Source organism: Pseudovibrio sp. Alg231-02, assembly GCF_900143565.1.
Lineage (GTDB): Bacteria > Pseudomonadota > Alphaproteobacteria > Rhizobiales > Stappiaceae > Pseudovibrio.
Window position 1 is genome coordinate 754,897 of the sequence record NZ_FREX01000002.1, and the last position, 18,793, is coordinate 773,689.

Consider the following 18,793-nt stretch of genomic DNA (forward strand, 5'->3'; position numbering starts at 1 on the left):
AGGGGCTGATGGGAGAGGCTCTCTAACTTGAGGCGAGTTAGAGGCTTAGTTATCTCTGTTTTCGACGACGCAGGTGTAACCGATGAGGGAGCTGTTGGAGTCTTTGGTTACGACGTAAGCGCGCTGAGTTTCTTCGTGTGAAGCACAGTAAGAAGCGTTTGCAACGTAGCGGTCGTAAAGACCTGGGCCGGTTGCGAGGACGATTGCGCCTTTGTCCTGTACGAGTGATTTTGCCTGGGAGGCAGTCAGGTCACCGGTGTTCACCAGAGCAGCCTGAGCGATGGAAGCAGCAGATACGAGGCCAAGTACGGATAGGGTCAGAGCGATCTTTTTCATTTGTTTTACTTTCAGTTCTAGTCATTTTCAGAGCGAAAGACCGGGAGGAGCAGTCTTTCTGATGGGGTTTTGCCGATGTTGGTTGTTACTTCGGCGTGTCTTTTCAATTTAGACTGATACAAGGCAACTCCGTGCCGCCTTATATCTTGTGTTTTGTAGTTATCTTGTTTTTCTTCAAGCTTATTTTTGTTGTATGCTTTGTTTTTTGATGTTTGTGGTTTGTTGTTGTTCGTTGATGATTGTATGTTTACTGGAAATTTTTGAGTAAGATGTGTTTTGGAACACAAAATTTTCTTTTCGCAACTTTGAATTTAAGCCGGTAACGAACTCGTGTCTTCGTGTTCTTGGGGATTACTTGCCTGTCTGTGATCAAGCTCACACTTTTGCTTGATGGTGGTGCAGAAAGGAGTTCTCAACCGCCTGTTGGTCATGCCGAACGGGCAAGGTGAGTTTCGCAGGATGTGGATGAAGGATTCGAATGTGGGTAACTGTAGCTGCGTTTTATGGTGCAACTGCAGTGTATTTGCGTGAAATGTGGATCTTCAAAGGGCTCAGTCGAAGATATCGGAGCCGAATGGTCCTTCGCCGCTGTTGTAACCCGGCTCACATGAATAGCCGATGAAGCAGCGCTTCTGGTCTTTTGTGGGGACCCAGCGGCTCATCAAGCGTTCGTAAGGCTGACAGAACTGGAGACCTGCGACGAAACGGTCGTAGGTACGAACGCCAGTGCTTAATACAATGCCGCCAGCACGCTGTACGACAGAGCGGGCTTCAAGACAGGACATTTGCCGTGTATCAGGGCGTGCGTGCGCTGTGGTGGAAACCATGAGAGCCAGAGTGCTCGAAAGAACGAGCAGTGTTGATATCCGCATAGTCTCCTCCCTTATTACTGGTTCTGCCGTGTGCGTGGTGAGCAGCGATAACCGATCTGGCAGGAGTTGTTGTCTTTGGTCTGGGTCCACTCTCTGCGAAGCACTTCATTGTGCAGGCAATACCTGATGTTGCTCACAAAGCGCTCATAGGTTCGCGGGCCTGTGGTCAGGACAACGCCTCCACGGCTGTTGACCAGTTGCTTTGCCTGCTCGCATGTCAGGGCCCTTGCATCCGGCCGTGCCTGAGCATTGGCTGAGGCTACCCACAATAGAGTTATGAGACTACCGGCAATAATGGTGGAGGAGGCATTACGCATGGGATCAGTTGCCTTACAAAGCAGATGTTGGTGCTGGCGTGAACGCCGCAGTTCCATATGTTTTGAAGGCAATAGCCCAAAAGTGCGAGTATCAAGGTGAGCGGTGGTTAGCCGGTTCTAAAGAAGATGCCGGTGATTTAACTTTTTGCAGCAGGGCGTGCACGTGTGACTTCTACGCCAAACCCGCCTGTATGAACCGGCACCGGGGCAGAGGGTTTATTCACTTTCACAGTGATCTTGGAGATTCGCTGATCCATCGCGAAAACGGCCTCACAAATTGCTCCGGCAAGACGTTCCAGCAGATTGAAGCGGGAGTTGGTCACAACATCCTCGACAGTTTTTGCAAGGGTGCCGTAGCAGATGGTGTCTTCGTAGTCATCTGAAACAGTTGCCTTTTCAAAATCGGCCCAACAGGTCAGATCAATGATAAAGCGTTGGCCCAATTTAGCTTCTTCATCATGGAGACCATGGAATGCATAGAAAGACAGGCCTTCCAGAAAAATCTTGTTTTCATTCATTGTTTGGCTCCTGAGGACTTTCCGACTGTTGGAAAACTGTGTTGCCAGAGGTGAGAGAGAAACTCAACGCATTTTAAGAGATAATGCTCTGTATTTGGGTGAAACCCCGTCAAAACTTTGATGCTTTGCGCATCCATTGCCCCTACGAAAGTGCGATGGTTCTTCGCCCAATTGTGAGGTTGCGGAAGTGCGTAGAGATGCCTACAACCCTGCACTGTAAATAAAGAAGGTGTGTATGTGGGATGGGCATGTTTTCAAAGATTCTGATCGCAAACCGTGGGGAAATCGCCTGCCGTGTTATCAAAACGGCAAAAACGATGGGGATCAAAACGGTTGCTGTTTACTCCGATGCGGACCGAGATGCGCTTCATGTGGAGATGGCTGATGAGGCCGTTCACATTGGTGAACCGGCTGCAGCGAAATCATACCTTGTGATCGACAAGATTATTGAAGCATGTAAGCAGACCGGTGCTGAGGCTGTTCATCCAGGTTATGGCTTTCTTTCTGAACGCGCAGAATTCTGTGAGCGTTTGAAGCAGGAAGGCATTGTCTTTATCGGCCCCAATCCAAAAGCGATTGAGGTGATGGGAGATAAGATCACCTCCAAGCGATTTGCGGCTGAAGCTGATGTTTCCACTGTACCTGGATATATGGGGCTGATTGAAAGCCCTGAAGATGCCAAGCGGATTGCCTCTGAGGTTGGTTACCCGGTGATGATTAAAGCCTCCGCCGGTGGCGGCGGTAAAGGCATGCGTATTGCCTGGAATGATGAAGAGGCCATGGATGGCTTCGAGCGCGCAAAGTCTGAAGCTATCAGCTCCTTTGGCGATGATCGTATCTTCATCGAGAAGTTTATTGAGAACCCGCGCCATATTGAAATTCAGGTGCTGGGCGATAAACACGGCAATGCGGTTTATCTGGGTGAGCGCGAGTGTTCCATTCAGCGTCGTAACCAGAAGGTGATTGAAGAAGCGCCGTCTCCTTTGCTGGACGAAGAAACTCGCCGCAAGATGGGTGAGCAGGCAGTCGCGCTTGCCAAGGCTGTTGACTATGACAGCGCGGGTACTGTTGAGTTTGTTGCTGGACAGGACAAGAGCTTCTTCTTTCTTGAGATGAACACCCGCCTTCAGGTGGAACATCCGGTGACTGAACTGATCACTGGTGTGGATCTGGTTGAGCAGATGATCCGTGTTGCAGCTGGTGAAGAGCTTTCTTTGAAGCAGGAAGAGGTCAAGCTGAATGGCTGGTCTGTTGAAAGTCGTATCTATGCTGAGGATCCGTACCGCAACTTCCTGCCGTCCATTGGCCGCCTGACGCGCTATCGTCCACCTGCAGAAGGTGATCACGGTACTTATGTGGTGCGTAATGATACTGGCGTGGTGGAAGGCTCTGAAATCTCCATGTTCTACGATCCGATGATCGCAAAATTGGTGACCTATGCGCCGACACGAGCTGAAGCGATTGAAGGCATGAGCACTGCACTTGATGAGTTTCAGGTGGATGGCATCCAGCACAATGTGCCGTTTCTTGCATCTCTCATGAAGCATCCGCGCTGGCGGTCTGGTCAGTTGGCAACTGGCTTTATTGCCGATGAGTATCCAGATGGGTTTGAACCAGCTACACCTGATGCTGGGGCTCGTAATGTGCTGGCATCTGTTGCACTTTCCATGCACCTGATTGAGCGTGAGCGTCTGGATCACTTGCCGGGTCGCCTGCGTCCGCATCATGGCGGTGTGCGCCGTGAGTGGGGCGTTCTCATCAATGGTGAGAAGTTGGATGCTGAGTTGATTGAAGGCATGGCGGCAACACCACTTGATATTGATGTGTGTGTTGAAGGTGGTGCTCGCGAACGCGTTGCCTCCTCCTGGGTTCCGGGCGATATGCTTTGGAAAGGTCACGTTGGTGATCGTGCTGTAAGTGCCCAAGTGCGGTCTGTTGAGAATGGCTACCAGCTGGACTGGCAAGGCTATTCTGTTGTTGCCAAGGTGATGACGCCTCGCAATGCTGAGCTTGCAGCACTGATGCCTGAGAAGGTTGCGCCGGATACATCCAACCTGTTGCTTTGCCCAATGCCAGGCCTTGTTGTTTCTCTTCATGTAGAAGAGGGGCAGGAAGTGAAAGCTGGAGAGCAGCTGGCCATTGTTGAAGCCATGAAAATGGAAAATGTGCTTCGGGCCGAACGTGATTGTGTGGTAAGCGCTATCAAGGCTGCACCGGGTGACAGTCTGGCAGTTGATGCTGTTATCATGGAATTTGAATAAGGAGTTGGTGCGAAGCCAATTCCTATGTTGAGGATTTGGCTTTGCGCACTCTGCTTTTTGATCTGGATGGAACGCTGACAGACCCTTTTGTCGGCATTGTAACGAGCGTTCAATACGCGCTTGAAAAGCTTGGCCGCGACGTTCCTCCTGCTGAAGATCTTGCCTTTGTCATCGGGCCGCCTCTCACAGAAACCTATCGCCAGCTTCTCAATACGGAAGATGAAGAGCTGATCCTTGAGGGGATTCGCCTTTATCGCGAGCGCTTCACCACTGTTGGGCTTTATGAAAACGTGCGTTACGATGGGATCATTGAGCTGCTGCAGGCTGCTAAGGAGCGTGGGGACCGGTTGTTCGTGTGTACGTCCAAGCCTTGGGTTTATGCGGAAAAGATTGTCGCGCATTTTGAGATGGATGGTTTTTTTGAGAAAACCTATGGCTGCGAGTTGGACATGACCCGCGGTAATAAGGTGGATCTTCTGGCTTATCTGTTGGAGCAGGAAGGTCTGGAAGCGTCTCAGTGTCTCATGATTGGCGATCGCAAACACGATATTATTGCAGCGAAAGAAAATGGTGTCCGATCCGTTGGTGTGCTCTGGGGCTACGGCTCTGAAAGTGAGCTTGCAGATTGCGGAGCTGATACCGTGGTTGCTTCGCGTGAAGAGCTTGCCGCTCACCTTGCTGACAGTCTTGTCGTCTGACCTTCTTTGTAATGAGTTGAATTGATGCCGATTTATTTCGCTTATGGCCGCTTGATGAACCCGAAGACCATGGCAAGCCGTTGCCCGCAAGCCAAAGCGCTGGGGCCAGCTTCCATGGATGGCTATCGCTTTATCGTGACGTCCGAAGGCGTTCCTTCCATGGTGAAAGCGCCGGGGAAGCGTGTTCACGGTGTTCTGTGGGATTGCCGCATCGGGGAAGTTACAATTGTGGATGGCGCAGAGGCGCTTTTCCGCAAGGGGCTGGACAAGGTCTTTCTTCCGGTTCGAAGCGGTGGGCAGAATAAGTCTGCCATTATGTATATGAGCCGCACTGTGCGGACGGGGAAGCCTCACGTAAAAGCGTGGGAAGGTGTTTTAGAAGCTGCAGAACACTGGGATTTCCCCGAGCCATACCGTGAGGAACTGCGCCAGTGGGATCTGCGATAGCAGCTCTCCTGGCATCAAGTTGTGAGGCAGTATTGGGGTGACAGTCCGTTCACAAACGCGTTTTCAGTTAGACTGAAAGACAACTCGCAATTTCCTGAGAATCTGTTAGAAATCAGGTCTCCCTATGATGGGAGATAATTCTCAGGGCGGGGTGTAATTCCCTACCGGTGGTGATGGGCCTTCGAGCCATAAGTCCGCGAGCGCCTTCCATATTCAGGAAGGGTCAGCAGATCCGGTGAGAACCCGGAACCGACGGTTATAGTCCGGATGAAAGAGAATGTGGGTGAGGGGTGTTTTGAACCGCACTGTTTGCTTGCGCGTCCTGATTCAATGAAACGTGGCTGTTGTTGGCCCTTTGGATCAGAAAGATTTCTTATGTTTATTCCGTTTTTATCTCGTGAATTTGAGGTGCGTGTATGAGTTCATCACGCAGTTCTACTCGCTCGTCCGCAGCTGTTGTGGGCGCAAGCTGGATGGTTTTTGCTGGTGCGGCTTTTGCTATCACCAACTCTGCCATGCAGTATCTGACGATGGTGCAGGGGGTGAGTTCTACCAGTGCAACCTTCTGGCAATACCTGATCTCGCTTGTTGCGATGCTGCCAGTGATCTGGCGCATTGGTGTTGACGGATTGCACACAGAACAATTGGCGCTGCATATCTTCCGCGTCTTTCTGGCAGCGCTGGGCGTTCAGTTCTGGGTGGCTGGTTTGGCGAATGGTGTGCCAATCTGGCAGGCGATTGCGCTTTTGATGACGTCTCCATTCTTCGTGACCATTGGAGCGGCGTTGTTCTTGCGTGAGACTGCAAGCAGGCAGCGCTGGGCAGCGACAGCGGTTGGCTTTGTGGGCGGCATGATTATCCTGAGTCCTTGGGATGATGCCTTTCAACTGGTTGCTTTTCTACCGATTATTGCCGCTCTGCTGTGGGGTTCTTCTATTCTTTGTATGAAGAAGCTGGAAGAGCGTGAGAGCCCGCAATCTGTTACGCTCTATCTTCTTCTGCTGCTGACACCAGTTAATTTCGTCCTGGCTTTCCTGGCTCCAGGTGGTTTGGCAATGCCGGTTGGCATGAACATGTGGTGGCTGATTATTCTGGCAGGGCTTTTGGGCGCGATTGCGCAAGGCTCACTGGCTATGGCCTATGAGAAGGTTGATGCAGCTTATCTGCAGCCGTTTGATCATCTCAAGCTGCCTCTCAATGTGCTTTGTGGATTTCTTATTTTCGGCTGGGTACCACCGGGCAACTTGTGGCTTGGGGCTGCGCTGATCATTGGTGCATCGCTCTATACTGTGCATGTGGAGCGCAAACAGAACTAATTGAAAAGCCCGGTCTAATTGCCGGGCTTTTTCTTTAGGGAATAGTTAGTTGAACCAGACCGCAAATGAACCGAAGTTTCGGCCCATTGGGCGCGTTATGGTGCGCATGAAATCTCCTTCCCAAACAGGGCCTTGTTCCACATAGTCAACGGAGTTTGGTCCGGTGATGAAGAGCACAAGGTCGAAGGTCTTTGCGGTCTCGAAGAAGGTCTTCATGTTGATCCCGCCTTCAAACACCATGGATGGAATCAGAAGCTTGCCATTCAACACCTGTTCGGAGGCTTTGACGGCTTCCAGCCAGCTGTCGATGGTCTCTTGCGTGACAGGGAGGGCTTGAAAGGGGCTGGTCTGATTGGGATTTGGCAACCATTCGTTGTCATTATCCGTTTCTTTTTGAACGAGATCCCATGTCTCGTAGTTCAGCTGCATCACCTTCAAAAGGTTCTGGCGCGTTGCTTTTAGGCGATCAGGGTTCTGCACAGTCCAGTTGATGGAATGTAGGAAGTTGATTGGAGTGGCGAAGGAACCAAAACCGCGCCCGTTGTCTGCTTTTCCCATGTCCTCTAACTGCTGACCGTAGGTGGTTGCTGATGCACCGAAGACACTATGGAAGGTGAGGCCGTAGGTGTTCTCATAGTCAAAGGCGAGTAGGAAATTGCCCGTCGACAGGAGTAGGTTGGAGTACCCCTGTAGCCACTTTGCGTCCGCCCGATCGAAAGTTATAGGAAACGTTGTTGTATCATCCTTAAGCTGAAACGGGCTTCTTCTGGAAAGGCCTGAGAGAATTGTGGCGAGGTTTTCGTAGGGTTCCACGGTTCCGCTGTTGTCTGCATCTAAGTTGATCTTCAAAAGGTCTACCGTGAGCTTTACTGGTTGCTCTGATATCCCGTTCAAAGTTTCATTTGCCTGTTCCAGCTGAGACACGAAGTTCTCCAGCATTTCCCTTGTCTTGTTGTAGGTAACGGGTTCTGGCGTTGGGTTTGGGGCAACCGGGATTCTGAAGGCGGGGAGGATCGACCTCAGGCTTCTGTTTGGGGATGTGTTTCCGGCGCCATATTTGTATAGGTCCTGTTGAATGCCTTGGAGGGCATTGAGAAACTGCAGGGCGCCCAATGCGAGCTTTGCCTGATTGTTTTCCGGGTTCTGCTTAGTGTTGCTTACAAAAGATGCGATGCCGGTTTCATAATCAGCCGTTTCTATGACCTCGTTGAACTGACTGGTGAAATCAGTCTGAGCAAAGGCTTGAGCTGGTAGAAAAATCATGACTGCAGAGAATGAGAGAGCAGTCAGGCGGGATTTGAGAAAATTCATAAAGTCTCTCCTAAAGGGCTACCTATTAGATATAGGAGTTGATGTTTTTTTTATGGCTTGCAATCTAAGGCTGTGGCGAGGCTGAGCTGTGTTGCCAATTTCGTCCATTGAATCGAGAAAAGCTTTATCTGTGAAGCTTTTAAGCGCACCGGGAGATACCAATGAAAACCAAACACTTTTCCATTACGGGATTGGTGCAGGGTGTTGGATATCGTGCGTGGCTTTATAAAAAAGCCGGAATGCTCGGTGTTTCCGGCTGGTGCAAGAACAATGCTGATGGATCGGTAGAGGCAGTTGTCACCGGTGATCCGGAAAAAGTGGATGCCCTGTTGATGGCTGTTCAGCAGGGGCCAGTCGGGGCACAAGTTGAAGCGGTGACACTGCTGGCGGATGCCCCTGACGAGAAGGGGTCTTTCCGCATTGAATACTAGTTATTCACTCTCAGGCTTTTGAACGAGGCCGGACGGGCCAAAGGTTTCTGTGGCTCCGAAGATCTCTTCGAATTGCTCGCGCAGGATGATATCCACCTCTGGCATGGTGAGTGGAAGGCCAAGATCCACAAAGCTGGTGACACCATGTTTTTGCACGCCGCAGGGGACAATGCCGGTGAAGTGCTCCAGGTCCGGGTCTACATTAAGAGAGATGCCGTGGAAGGTTACCCACTTGCGCAGGCGAATGCCGATAGCGGCGATCTTATCCTCGACGTCTTTGCCTTTTTCGGGACGCTGAACCCAGACGCCAACACGATCTTCCCGTCGTTCTCCGCGGACGTGATGTTGCCACAGGGTGTCGATGAGCCATTTTTCCAGCGCTGCGACGAAGGCGCGGACGTCTTGCTGGCGGCGCTTCAAATCGAGCATAACATAAGCAACACGTTGTCCCGGACCGTGATAAGTATACTGCCCTCCGCGGCCTGTTTCATAAACCGGGAAGCGGTCTTTGGCGATCAGGTCGACTGGATCAGCGCTTGTGCCTGCTGTGTAGAGGGGCGGGTGTTCCAAAAGCCAGACGCGTTCATTCGCTTCGCAAGCTGCGATTGCGGCAACGCGGTCTTCCATTTCCTTCTGGGCAACTTCGTAAGGTACAAGATCATCGTCGATCACCCACTCAACAGGGGGAGATCCCTCTAAGGGGAAGAAGTCTGTTTTAAGGGTTTGACGATCGGCCATGTTGTTATCCCAAAATGATCTGCGGATTTCGGTTAGTTGGTTTGCCCTAATGAGATGTAAGCGTCTACACTAAAAATAACAGGGCACCAACTCACAGAGACGAGACAGGTGCATTTTATTCCCTCAGATGGAGGCAGACAGAGATGAACAGGTTTGATGATATCTCCGTCGACATATCAGTGGTGCTGGGCAAATCTGAAATGCCAGTGCACCAGTTGTTGCGCATGGGACGAGGTGCGGTGATTGAGCTGGACACCCATGAAGCTGATGATGTTACGATTTTGGCAAACAGTACACCAGTTGCTGAAGGGCAGGTGACTGTGGTTGGCGATAAAGTTGGCATTGTCATCACAAAGGTATTGCAGCGTGCTGTGGATATGCGACCTGTAAACATGGAAGATCGCATCTGAAATATCTCGTGCAGTGGATAAGTGCCCGTCTAAAAGAGGTTTTTTCGATTTTTTTCCTCTGCGCTGTGAATTTTTGAAAAAGGGTACTTGCGCAGGTTCGAGGGGTTGGCTATATCACCGCTCACCAGCCGACGGGGCGAGGCCAGCGAGCCAAACAAACCGGAGGCAAGCCAAGGTTTTGCGGCCGTGGCGGAATTGGTAGACGCGCAGCGTTGAGGTCGCTGTGGGGTAACACCCGTGGAAGTTCGAGTCTTCTCGGCCGCACCAAAAGCCCCGAGCTCTTTATGAGCCGGGGTTTTTTGCTATCTAAGCCTCTGTTTTTTCTCAGCATAAAATTTGCATACGCCATTCCCTGAAAAGGGGAGTGTCGCTGTTTTGCGTTGCTTTGTGATTTTTTGCGCGAATTTGCGTTATTCACGTTTTTGATGCGTTCGTTGGTTGAGCGTGCGTTCTCATCTTGAGTGCGGTTGCTCAAACAGAATGCGTTTTGATGTAAATCGTGAATTCTTCGTAAAAGGATTGCACGGTCTGCGCAGGTCGCTATAAACACAAAACTGTGCATAGGGATGATGGTTCCACGTGCATTTCAATTTTCAGCAATCTCGAAGGACGATGCTCACGCCAAGCATTTGACTCTGGAACGCGTCGCGGTCATTTACATTCACGCACCGCATTCTAGCATCTTTGGTGGAGCAAATTCTTGTCGTTTGATTAAATCCAATCAAACGGAACGCGCTCTAACGTGTGGAGGTCACATGACCCAATCGGAAAATCCCGGTGCGCTTCATGCCGCGCCCCCTCCACCACATGTCAGAGATGCAAGCGGACACCTTGATACCGACTTTGTTGCACACGTTGAAGCAGCCCTTGATACGCGGGATGCGGCTGTTGTGCGTGAGCTGGCGGGTAATCTGCATGATGCGGATATGGGTGACCTGCTGGAGATGCTGCGCGAGGATGATCGCGTTCTCCTGATTCAGCTGCTGGGTGAAGAATTCGACTTTGCCGCTTTGACCGAAACTGAAGAGTCTGTGCGTGCGCAGGTTCTGGATGCATTGCCAGATGGGGATGTTGCTGAGGGGATTGGCGAGCTTGAATCCGATGACGCGGTTTATCTGCTTGAGGACATGGAGCAGGAAGAGCAGGAGAAGATCCTTGCTCAGTTGCCCAATGTGGATCAGGTTCAGATTAAACGTGCGCTGGAGTTTCCTGAAGATACTGCTGGACGTATTGTTCAGACTGATTTTATTGCCGTGCCGCCGTTCTGGACTGTAGGGCAGGTGATTGACCATCTGCGCAGCTCCCAAGATCTGCCGGACAGCTTCTATGAGCTTTATGTGGTTGACCCCGGCTTCCATCTTTTGGGTGCTGTGGCGCTGGACCGGTTGTTGCGCACGAAGCGATCTAAAAAGATCTCCAAAATCATGGAGGAGACCCGTCATTCTGTTCTGGTCACGGATGATCAGGAAGATGTGGCGCGTTTGTTTGAGCGCTATAACCTTGTTTCTGTCGCGGTGACTGACGTCTCCGAGCGCCTGGTCGGTATTGTGACTGTTGATGACATTGTTGATGTCATTCAGGAAGAGGCCGAGGAAGACATGCTGGCGATGGCTGGTGTGGGGGATGAGGAGATCTCAGACAGTGTGCTTGAGATTGCCAAGTCCCGTTTCTCCTGGTTGTCGGTGAATGTGTTTACCGCAATCTTTGCCGCTTTTGTTATTTCGCTGTTCTCTGCCACGATTGAGCGCATGGTGGCTCTGGCTGTGTTGATGCCGATTGTGGCGTCTATGGGCGGAAACTCCGGTACGCAGACCATGGCGGTGACGGTGCGCGCAATTGCGACCCAGGAATTGAACCGGCGTAACATTCTGCGCGTTTTGCGACGTGAGTTGCTGGTGGGCCTCATCAACGGTGTCGGCCTCGGATTCCTGATTGGTGTTATCGCGGGGGGATGGTTCCTCAACCCAGAACTTGGGGTGGTTATTGGTAGCGCAATTCTGATTAACTCAATCTGCGCTGGTCTGTTTGGATTGCTGGTTCCTATGGGCTTAGAGAAAATTGGAGTGGATCCTGCCATTGCTTCTTCAGTTTTTGTGACCACCATAACGGACGTTGTTGGCTTCTTTACATTTTTGTTCCTGGCTGCGTGGTGGTTCGGTCTGCCATACTAGCCAATCAGGAGGTTAGGAATGGACGCCCCAGGTATTAATGGAATTGTCGAAACTGCCGTTTACGTTGATGATTTTGCCGCTGCGCATGATTTTTATGGTGAACTTTTGGGGTTGAGGCGGGTTGTTGAAGGCGAGCGCATGCACGGGTATGACGTTGGCCCCAATCAGATGCTTCTGGTCTTCAGGCGCGGTGTGTGCCGTGAGGATGTTGAAAGCCCCTATGGCATGGTACCGGGGCACAGCACTGACGGACCGTCTCATTTTGCATTTGCGATCTCCAGAAGTGCGCTGATCGAGTGGCGTGAATATCTTGAAGAGAAAAAAGTTGCGCTCAGCAGTGAGGTGCGTTGGCCTCAAGGCGGTGTGAGTCTGTTTTTCCATGACCCGTTTGGCAATGTGGTGGAACTGGCAACACCGGGACTGTGGCCCAACTATCAGGATTAGAACGCGTCTCGCGTTTTGCGGTGTAATCTCCTTTTGCAGTTCCAGTCTTAGGATTGGCAGATGACTTTTTGTCGAAAGGCGGGAGTTATGGTTCAGGAGTGCAAGATCATAATCAGAAACCGGTCAGATCAGGCCTGTGGTTTCTATCTCTTTCAGTTGCAGCCCTCCTATGTGGTTCAAGGTGGTGTGCCTCCCGTTGTGCAGTCCTGCTGTGTTTGTTCTGGAAATATCGCGCCTTACAACGCTTCGGGACCTCAGCTTGAGTTCGCGTTTCGTGAACATGTTTTGGCTGGTGCTGTGCGTGAGAAAAGGCCAGCTTCTGGCAGTTGCCGATATGTATCTGTGACAGCGCAAGATGAGACAGATGCCTTGGAGTTCGTCTCGCAGCGTGTGGTGGGGACACAAAGTTCCGCTGATCGTGTTTCCCTCAACTGCACTCATTTAACCGCAAAGTCGCTGGGTTTATCCCCCTCTGCCAATGAGGCTGGCGTGACCATCCGCAGTTTCAGGATAACGATCCCATCTGTGTCTGATGATGATTTGCTTGGGGTTTGCTGCGGGAATGCCATTCAGCATTCGGATGGGCGGGTGGTGCTTTCCAGCTTTGTACAGCCTGTTGCTGACACTCAGATTGATTGCGCGCCGCTGTTTGCTTTTTGGCTGAGTACCGGATCCTACGATGAGGGTGAGATTGTGCCTTACAATCTCGCTGGTTCTGCGCCTGTGCTGATTGAGTTTGCTATTGACGGGCCGCAAATCGTTGTTGTTGACTACAATGCTGATGACACGTTCTCTCCGGGAGAATAGGGCGTATTGTTGTCCGGGAACTGGAGCCGCTTTTTAGGGAATGTGCTTTCTTAATCCCCTATATGTTCACTGGGATATGCTAGGCCTTATTGAGAGATATTTTGAGTGTTGAGAGAGGGAGCCATTGGGTATGACATCGCGCGGCGGACTGGATTTGCAAGAACTTCTCGCTTCCATGGAAGCTTCTCTCTCTGAAGAGAGCTTTGTGTTTTGCTGCTTTCCCAATGGCAGTGTTGAGGGTTTGGCTGAGCACTCACCGCTCGGGTTGTTCTGGGAGAACGAGGGCCTGACAGCCATTCTATCTATTGAAAATGCAGGCAAGGCTGGTGTTGATACTGAGCCGTGCTTCCGGCGGATTTCGCTTGCGGTTCACAGTTCGCTGGAGGCTGTGGGACTTACGGCAGCTCTTTCCAACGCGCTGGCAGATGTGGGCATTTCTGCCAATGTTGTGGCCGCGTATTATCACGATCACATCTTTGTACCGGAAGAAAAGGCCGAGGAGGCACTGGCCGCTTTGATGGAGCTAAGTCGCTCTGCAAAAGCTGCGCTACGCTAAGGCGCCAACTGTTGGCGGGGAGGTGACGGTGTGCTGTCCTTTGAGCAGACACTCAAAGGTGTGAGGGGAGACGGCAGGAGAATACAGGTATCCCTGATACTCATGGCACTGCAGTTTCTGGATTTGGCGAAGCTGCTCTCGTGTCTCAATGCCTTCTGCCACCAGTGTCAGGTTCAACAGGCGACCCATCTGCACAATCATTTGCACAATTGGCCAGCGTTTGGTGTCGGCGATGAAGGATCGGTCGATCTTGAGCGCTGTGACTGGATACCGCTGGAGATAGCCCAGGTTTGAGTAACCGGTTCCAAAATCATCAATTTCCAGCGTAAAGCCCAGATCACGGAGTGCGTTGAGTTCTTTCAGCGTTTCATTGGCATCACTGAGAAGAGCGCTTTCGGTGATCTCAAGGCGAATTGAACTGGCTGAGGCGCCCGTCTCAAGAAGTATGCGGTGCAGGCGCTGGGATATGCGTCCGCGCCGGAACTGAGCCGGAGACAGATTGATTGAGATGGCGATGTTGTGACCAGCCAGCGCCCATTGTTTTTGCTGGAGCATGGCTTCGCGGGCGACCCAGTCTCCGATCTCATCAATCATGCCTGCTTCTTCAGCGATCTCAATGAAACTTGCAGCAGAGACGAGGCCGCGTGTTGGATGATGCCAGCGCAGCAGGCCTTCTGCTCCAACAATGCGGTTGGTCGAAATGCAAACGCGCGGCTGATAATGGACGGCGAGCTCGTGATTGCGCAGAGCCTGACGCAGGGCAGTTTCCAGACTGACCCGCTCTTCGGCTTCGCGGGACATGGATACATCAAAGAAGCAGATGCGGTCGCGGCCCAGATCCTTTGCCTTATACATGGCAAGGTCGGCTTTACGCATGAGGGTGTCCAGATCGACGCCGTGTTCGGGATAGGTGCACACGCCAATGGATGGGGTCACCTGTAGCATATGTCCGCGCACTTTGCAGGGCTTGGACAGGGCGGTTCTGATTTCGCGGCTGATGTCGTCGAGCAGGTCGTAATCTGCGAAGTTGGCAATGAGGACCACGAACTCATCCCCTCCGAGACGCGCCACAAAGCCTATGCCTTCGACAACCTCTTTGAGGCGCTTGGCGATGACGACGAGCAGGTCGTCGCCGACCAGATGGCCGAGGGTGTCGTTGATTGTTTTAAAGCGGTCAAGATCAATGAAGATGAGTGCACCCGGATTGCCGGTGATGCGGGTTTCATCCAGATAGCGTTCTGCTTCGATCTCAAGAAAGGATCTGTTGGCCAATCCTGTCAGGGTGTCGTGGTGGGCCAGATAGCGGACTTCATGTTCTGCTTTCAGGCGTTTGGTGACATCTGTTGCACTGAGCAGGATGGCCCGGGAGCCGGAATAAGGATCGTATCCACTGCGGGCGTTGAGGTCGAACCAGCGTTCTCCCTGAGAGGAGTGCATGAGAGCGACGAGATTCGCGCGACCTGTTTTGCGCAGTTCATCCAGCAGCGCATCAAAATCGCGGCGGTTGCACATGCGGTTGATCAGGTCTTCACAGCCATCTGGGCGGTTGAGGCGGCTTGCGGGGTTTTCAAAGATGAGTTTGCCGTTCTCATCAAACATGCTGATCATGGACGTGGTGTAAAGCAGCACCTGTGCGCTGCGGACTTGCTCAGGCTCGTTGCCAACCTCTGAAATGACCTGCACCAAAAGCGCGGGGTTTCCTGTGATTAATGGCTGTGGGGAGATGGAGCAATACACAGAGACCGGCTGGGAGTTGGGAATTACGGTGATGCACTCGGTAATGCGGCCTTCTTCTGTAACCCGGCTCAGATAGGAATGAAGCTGGCGCTGATAGGAGAGGTCATCGAACGGCGCAGGCAGGTCCATTCGGAAGGTTCCGGAGGCGTCTATACAATCGCGCAGGCTGAGGCCCAGGAAGGACAGGCCCGCAGAATTTGCCCAGACAAGCTTGGTCTGGCTGACATCAACAATGTACATGGGAACGTCCACGCGCGCAAAAGCCCGTTGGTCTTCCGCCGGGACAGGCGAATGATATTGGACGTTGGAATCCAGCGTTTCAGTATAACCAGTCAAACCCGAAAATCCCTTTGTGCTGTGTCCAAGGACTAGACACCATCCCCTGCATGTCTATATCAGCTATAGGTAGATCGTTATTTTTACCGATTATGTGAGTTGCAAGGTTATTAAAACGTTATTCCTTTGCCTTTAAGTTGGAACAAAGGAACTGAAAATGTGCATAATGCATTGATTTTAAGTGGAGAAACGGCGGCTTTCCGAAAAGCCTATCAAAAGTGAGGGGAGAACGCCCTCTTTTTCCTAGGGAATTTCTGTTAGGCTATGACTTTGCGTGTTTGCGGTCTGCCGCAGTATCTTTTAGTTATGTTTGATCACAGTCTGCCGCGTGGGGCGGTAGCTAATATAAGGGAGCATGTCATTCGCATGACGGACATTTGTGCTTCGACGTCAGTTCGCCTCGAAGGTGATGAAGACGCGCCAAAGAATCCTGACAAGTCCATCCCGGTGGACAAGCATCTTTTTGATGCGCGTACAGTGCTGATTACAGGACCTGTGACTCAAGAGATGGCTCAGGAAGTCTGTTCCCGTCTGCTTGCGCTTTCCCAGGTTAGCAGTGACCCGATTACCGTTATTGTTTCTTCTCCGGGTGGACACGTTGAGTCCGGTGATATGATCCATGACATGATCAGGTTCATTCAGCCGGAAGTTCGTATTCTTGGTATGGGTTGGGTCGCGAGCGCTGGCGCTCTGATTTATGTGTCAGTGCCTAAAGAACGTCGTTCCTGCACTCAGAACACACGCTTCCTGCTTCACCAACCATCTGGTGGTGCCGGCGGTATGGCAACTGACATCGAAATTCAGGCCAAAGAAATTTTGAAGATGCGTGATCGTTTAAACCAGATCTTTGCAGATGCAACTGGTCAGCCGATTGAGCGCATTGAAAAAGACACTGACCGTGATTACTGGATGAGCCCGGAAGAGGGCATCGAGTACGGTCTTGTTGGCAAAGTCATCAACAACGTCTCCGAGCTTGGTTAATACCTTGCTCTTTAGCACGTAATAGAAAAGGCGCTCTTCGGAGCGCTTTTTTTGTGAGTTGAAGTTGCCGTTTGCGTCACTGTTTCTTAAATGACGCAGGGAGAATACATATTATGTAAAATGCCGTATTCTTTTTTGTGTTCGAGTGTTCCCCTAGGTAATACGGTTTTATCGATAAAGCCAAAAGGGGTGGTTAAAAATGAACAAGAAACTCGGTGCTCTGACACTACTTTCATCACTTATGCTTTGTACTGCAAGCGCTTCCTTTGCTGAAAATTCTGGTGTTCAAGTTGATCTGGAAGGCCTGTTTCTTTCAAGCTCAGGAACTGGCAAAGGCGCACTTGTATTGAATTATGACACTGAGGAAGTGTTCCACGCTGACATTCTGGATCGATTTCGGTTGGCACCGGGCGGTCGGCTGAGTGTTGTTGTACCAGGTCAAGGCGAATGGACAGATTATAGCCTGCAATTCTCCGGCTTGTATTCTGGTCGAATTAAAGCGGAACGTGATGTCATCGATGCAGATGAAGAGTTGTCAGCCGCTTATGATAGTGATTACGATCATGTCTCTGGTCCAAGAAACCCAGATTTTCGCAACTCCGATGCTGCTTATGCCTCGTCTTTTGACTATCAGCGCGAGCTGTGGGGTGGCGAAGTCAATGTGCAACGCCAAACGAATTTTTATGGTCTGACAGTTCTTGGTGGACTTCGTTATATCGGCCAGCGCAATAAGCTTAATGCTGCGACTTTTGACGAGATTGAAGAGTATCAAGGTACAGATGATCAAACTGATCGTGTCAAACTAACGACCAACAATCACATCTTTGGCGCGCAATTCGGTGTTGAAGGTGCCTATGAGATTTTTGAGAAGGTTTATCTGGGTGGCCGTGCAACGGTAGGGGCTGGTTTGAACCGGATTGACTTCAGCAGCCGTCTGACGAGTGACAACGACAACACTGTAGATATTCGCAAGAAAGAAAACCTGAACCACTTTGCTGCATATGCGGAAATTGCGCCAAAGCTGACCTATCAGTACTCAGAGCGTCTGGCCTTCAATCTGGGAGGCTATGCGATGTTGTTGAATGGTGTTTCCGATGGGACAGAAGAGTATCACCGCGTTGGCTTGCCAGACTATGATGTGCTGGAGGGGGATGACACCTTGCTGTTTTATGGATTTAGCGCAGGTGCCTCGATCCGATTTTAGAGCTCATACCTGAAATGAGAAAGCCGCCCACAGAGATTGTCGAGGCGGCTTTTTTGCTTCTACTGCCGCCAGTTTTGGGAGGCCTGGAGCCATTGGGTGGTGCGGTGTTCCGGGTCGGGGGCGTTGATGACGTCGGAGATGGTGGCGATGGAATCGGCGCCGCTTTCGAAGACTTCGGCAGCGCGGTCCAGTGTGATGCCGCCGATGGCGACCAGATGTTTACTTGTGCGTGTCCGCCATCTTTTGAGTGTTTCGAGACCCTTAGGTTGCCAGTGCATTTCTTTTGTTGCGCTATTGTAAATTGGACCAAGGGCCACATATTCAGGATCTAGTGCCAGAGCTGTGTCCAGCTCGGCTTCATCATGGGTGGAAACACCGTAGTAGGTTCCTGCGGAACGGAGTGCGCGGAAATCGGCGGTTTTCAGGTCTTCCTGTCCTAAATGCACATAGCCCACGTTTGCGTCGTAGGCGGCTTGCCAGTGATCGTTGACGATAAGCACTGCGCCGGCTTTGTCGCAAAGCTGTTTTGCTTCCCGGACCTGCGATCGGATTTCATCCTCTGATTTATTTTTGATGCGGAGCTGGAGACATTTGACGCCAAGAGGAAGGATACGTGGCAGCCACTGGGTGCCATCGATGATCAGATAAAAGCGATCTAACATTGCTGGGTTTCTCGGTTAAGGGCGCTGTGATTGGACGGACAATCACCAGATGCGTGCTGTGTTCATATTTTTGGGCAAAAATAGGAGTTGATCAGGTTGTTGGCTACAAATTTCTAAAATTTGAAGCATTTACACGTTGTGCGTGTGTTGAATTGTGGAGAAAGTCTAGCAAAAAAGGCGAGAGTTTCTTGAAGGGATTCCTGTAAATGTCTGAGTTGAAAAGTAAATGATAAGAAATAT

The 18,793-nt window shown here is 51.2% G+C and carries 20 protein-coding genes, 1 tRNA gene and 1 riboswitch; of the genes, 13 read left to right on the plus strand and 8 right to left on the minus strand.

The genetic code is table 11. From position 1 onward, the window contains the following. Window positions 1-45: 45 nt before the first annotated feature. From DHN43_RS09065 to folB, 4 genes are all read right to left on the minus strand, one after another. Complete coding sequence (locus DHN43_RS09065; protein ID WP_057463404.1) at window positions 46-336, minus strand: hypothetical protein; 291 nt, start codon at window positions 334-336, stop codon at window positions 46-48. Between the two features lie 551 nt (window positions 337-887). Next, on the minus strand, window positions 888-1,208 hold the full coding sequence (locus DHN43_RS09070; RefSeq protein ID WP_063289463.1) for a hypothetical protein: 321 nt from the start codon (window positions 1,206-1,208) through the stop codon (window positions 888-890). A gap of 14 nt (window positions 1,209-1,222) precedes the next feature. Continuing rightward, window positions 1,223-1,525, minus strand: a complete 303-nt coding sequence (locus DHN43_RS09075) for a hypothetical protein (RefSeq protein ID WP_108818456.1) — start codon at window positions 1,523-1,525, stop codon at window positions 1,223-1,225. A gap of 137 nt (window positions 1,526-1,662) precedes the next feature. Next, window positions 1,663-2,043 carry a dihydroneopterin aldolase gene (gene folB, locus DHN43_RS09080; RefSeq protein ID WP_063289462.1) on the minus strand — a complete coding sequence of 127 codons (381 nt, stop codon included), beginning with the start codon at window positions 2,041-2,043 and terminating at the stop codon, window positions 1,663-1,665. Between the two features lie 248 nt (window positions 2,044-2,291). Between folB and DHN43_RS09085 the strand changes: the two genes are divergently transcribed. The 4 genes from DHN43_RS09085 (at window position 2,292) to DHN43_RS09100 (ending at window position 6,765) form a co-directional block, all read left to right on the plus strand. Beyond that, complete coding sequence (locus DHN43_RS09085; RefSeq protein ID WP_108818457.1) at window positions 2,292-4,304, plus strand: acetyl-CoA carboxylase biotin carboxylase subunit; 2,013 nt, start codon at window positions 2,292-2,294, stop codon at window positions 4,302-4,304. Between the two features lie 41 nt (window positions 4,305-4,345). Next, a complete protein-coding gene (locus DHN43_RS09090) occupies window positions 4,346-5,002 on the plus strand; it encodes an HAD hydrolase-like protein (protein WP_057463401.1) in 657 nt (218 codons plus the stop codon). A 24-nt stretch (window positions 5,003-5,026) separates the two neighbouring features. Then, window positions 5,027-5,449 (plus strand): gamma-glutamylcyclotransferase family protein, encoded by a 423-nt coding sequence (locus tag DHN43_RS09095; protein ID WP_108818364.1) that lies wholly within the window; start codon window positions 5,027-5,029, stop codon window positions 5,447-5,449. A gap of 133 nt (window positions 5,450-5,582) precedes the next feature. Then, a riboswitch (FMN riboswitch) is annotated at window positions 5,583-5,732 on the plus strand. Between the two features lie 133 nt (window positions 5,733-5,865). Then, on the plus strand, window positions 5,866-6,765 hold the full coding sequence (locus DHN43_RS09100; RefSeq protein WP_108818365.1) for a DMT family transporter: 900 nt from the start codon (window positions 5,866-5,868) through the stop codon (window positions 6,763-6,765). A 45-nt stretch (window positions 6,766-6,810) separates the two neighbouring features. Here the strand turns inward: DHN43_RS09100 and DHN43_RS09105 are convergent, their stop codons facing one another. After that, on the minus strand, window positions 6,811-8,076 hold the full coding sequence (locus DHN43_RS09105) for a hypothetical protein (RefSeq protein ID WP_108818366.1): 1,266 nt from the start codon (window positions 8,074-8,076) through the stop codon (window positions 6,811-6,813). Between the two features lie 161 nt (window positions 8,077-8,237). Here DHN43_RS09105 and DHN43_RS09110 point away from each other — a divergent pair, with 161 nt between their 5' ends. Beyond that, a complete protein-coding gene (locus DHN43_RS09110) occupies window positions 8,238-8,507 on the plus strand; it encodes an acylphosphatase (RefSeq protein ID WP_057463397.1) in 270 nt (89 codons plus the stop codon). On the opposite strand, the gene lipB is transcribed toward DHN43_RS09110, so the two are convergent. After that, the gene (gene lipB, locus DHN43_RS09115; protein WP_108818367.1) at window positions 8,508-9,245 is read right to left on the minus strand and encodes a lipoyl(octanoyl) transferase LipB; all 738 of its coding nucleotides are present in this window, start codon (window positions 9,243-9,245) and stop codon (window positions 8,508-8,510) included. A 143-nt stretch (window positions 9,246-9,388) separates the two neighbouring features. On the opposite strand from lipB, the gene DHN43_RS09120 reads away from it, so the two are divergent. The 6 genes from DHN43_RS09120 (at window position 9,389) to DHN43_RS09145 (ending at window position 13,633) form a co-directional block, all read left to right on the plus strand. Then, on the plus strand, window positions 9,389-9,655 hold the full coding sequence (locus tag DHN43_RS09120) for a FliM/FliN family flagellar motor switch protein (protein ID WP_063289457.1): 267 nt from the start codon (window positions 9,389-9,391) through the stop codon (window positions 9,653-9,655). A 180-nt stretch (window positions 9,656-9,835) separates the two neighbouring features. Continuing rightward, window positions 9,836-9,922, plus strand: a tRNA-Leu gene (locus DHN43_RS09125). A gap of 488 nt (window positions 9,923-10,410) precedes the next feature. Then, entirely contained in the window at window positions 10,411-11,826 is a 1,416-nt protein-coding gene (mgtE, locus tag DHN43_RS09130) for a magnesium transporter (RefSeq protein ID WP_108818458.1), read from the plus strand. Between the two features lie 18 nt (window positions 11,827-11,844). Further along, window positions 11,845-12,270: a VOC family protein gene (locus DHN43_RS09135; RefSeq protein WP_108818368.1), complete on the plus strand. Its 426-nt coding sequence runs from the start codon at window positions 11,845-11,847 to the stop codon at window positions 12,268-12,270. Window positions 12,271-12,357: 87 nt separating this feature from the next. Next, a complete protein-coding gene (locus DHN43_RS09140; RefSeq protein WP_108818369.1) occupies window positions 12,358-13,077 on the plus strand; it encodes a hypothetical protein in 720 nt (239 codons plus the stop codon). A 130-nt stretch (window positions 13,078-13,207) separates the two neighbouring features. Continuing rightward, window positions 13,208-13,633: an ACT domain-containing protein gene (locus DHN43_RS09145; protein ID WP_108818370.1), complete on the plus strand. Its 426-nt coding sequence runs from the start codon at window positions 13,208-13,210 to the stop codon at window positions 13,631-13,633. On the opposite strand, the gene DHN43_RS09150 is transcribed toward DHN43_RS09145, so the two are convergent. Then, window positions 13,625-15,706, minus strand: a complete 2,082-nt coding sequence (locus tag DHN43_RS09150) for a putative bifunctional diguanylate cyclase/phosphodiesterase (RefSeq protein ID WP_208995069.1) — start codon at window positions 15,704-15,706, stop codon at window positions 13,625-13,627. The two genes, DHN43_RS09145 and DHN43_RS09150, sit on opposite strands and share 9 nt — an antisense overlap. 366 nt (window positions 15,707-16,072) lie before the next feature. Here DHN43_RS09150 and DHN43_RS09155 point away from each other — a divergent pair, with 366 nt between their 5' ends. Beyond that, window positions 16,073-16,687 (plus strand): ATP-dependent Clp protease proteolytic subunit, encoded by a 615-nt coding sequence (locus DHN43_RS09155; RefSeq protein ID WP_057463390.1) that lies wholly within the window; start codon window positions 16,073-16,075, stop codon window positions 16,685-16,687. Between the two features lie 199 nt (window positions 16,688-16,886). Further along, window positions 16,887-17,891, plus strand: coding sequence for a hypothetical protein (locus DHN43_RS09160; protein WP_108818373.1), 1,005 nt, complete (start codon window positions 16,887-16,889; stop codon window positions 17,889-17,891). A gap of 59 nt (window positions 17,892-17,950) precedes the next feature. On the opposite strand, the gene DHN43_RS09165 is transcribed toward DHN43_RS09160, so the two are convergent. Then, the gene (locus tag DHN43_RS09165) at window positions 17,951-18,553 is read right to left on the minus strand and encodes a thiamine phosphate synthase (RefSeq protein ID WP_108818374.1); all 603 of its coding nucleotides are present in this window, start codon (window positions 18,551-18,553) and stop codon (window positions 17,951-17,953) included. Window positions 18,554-18,793 lie beyond the last annotated feature (240 nt).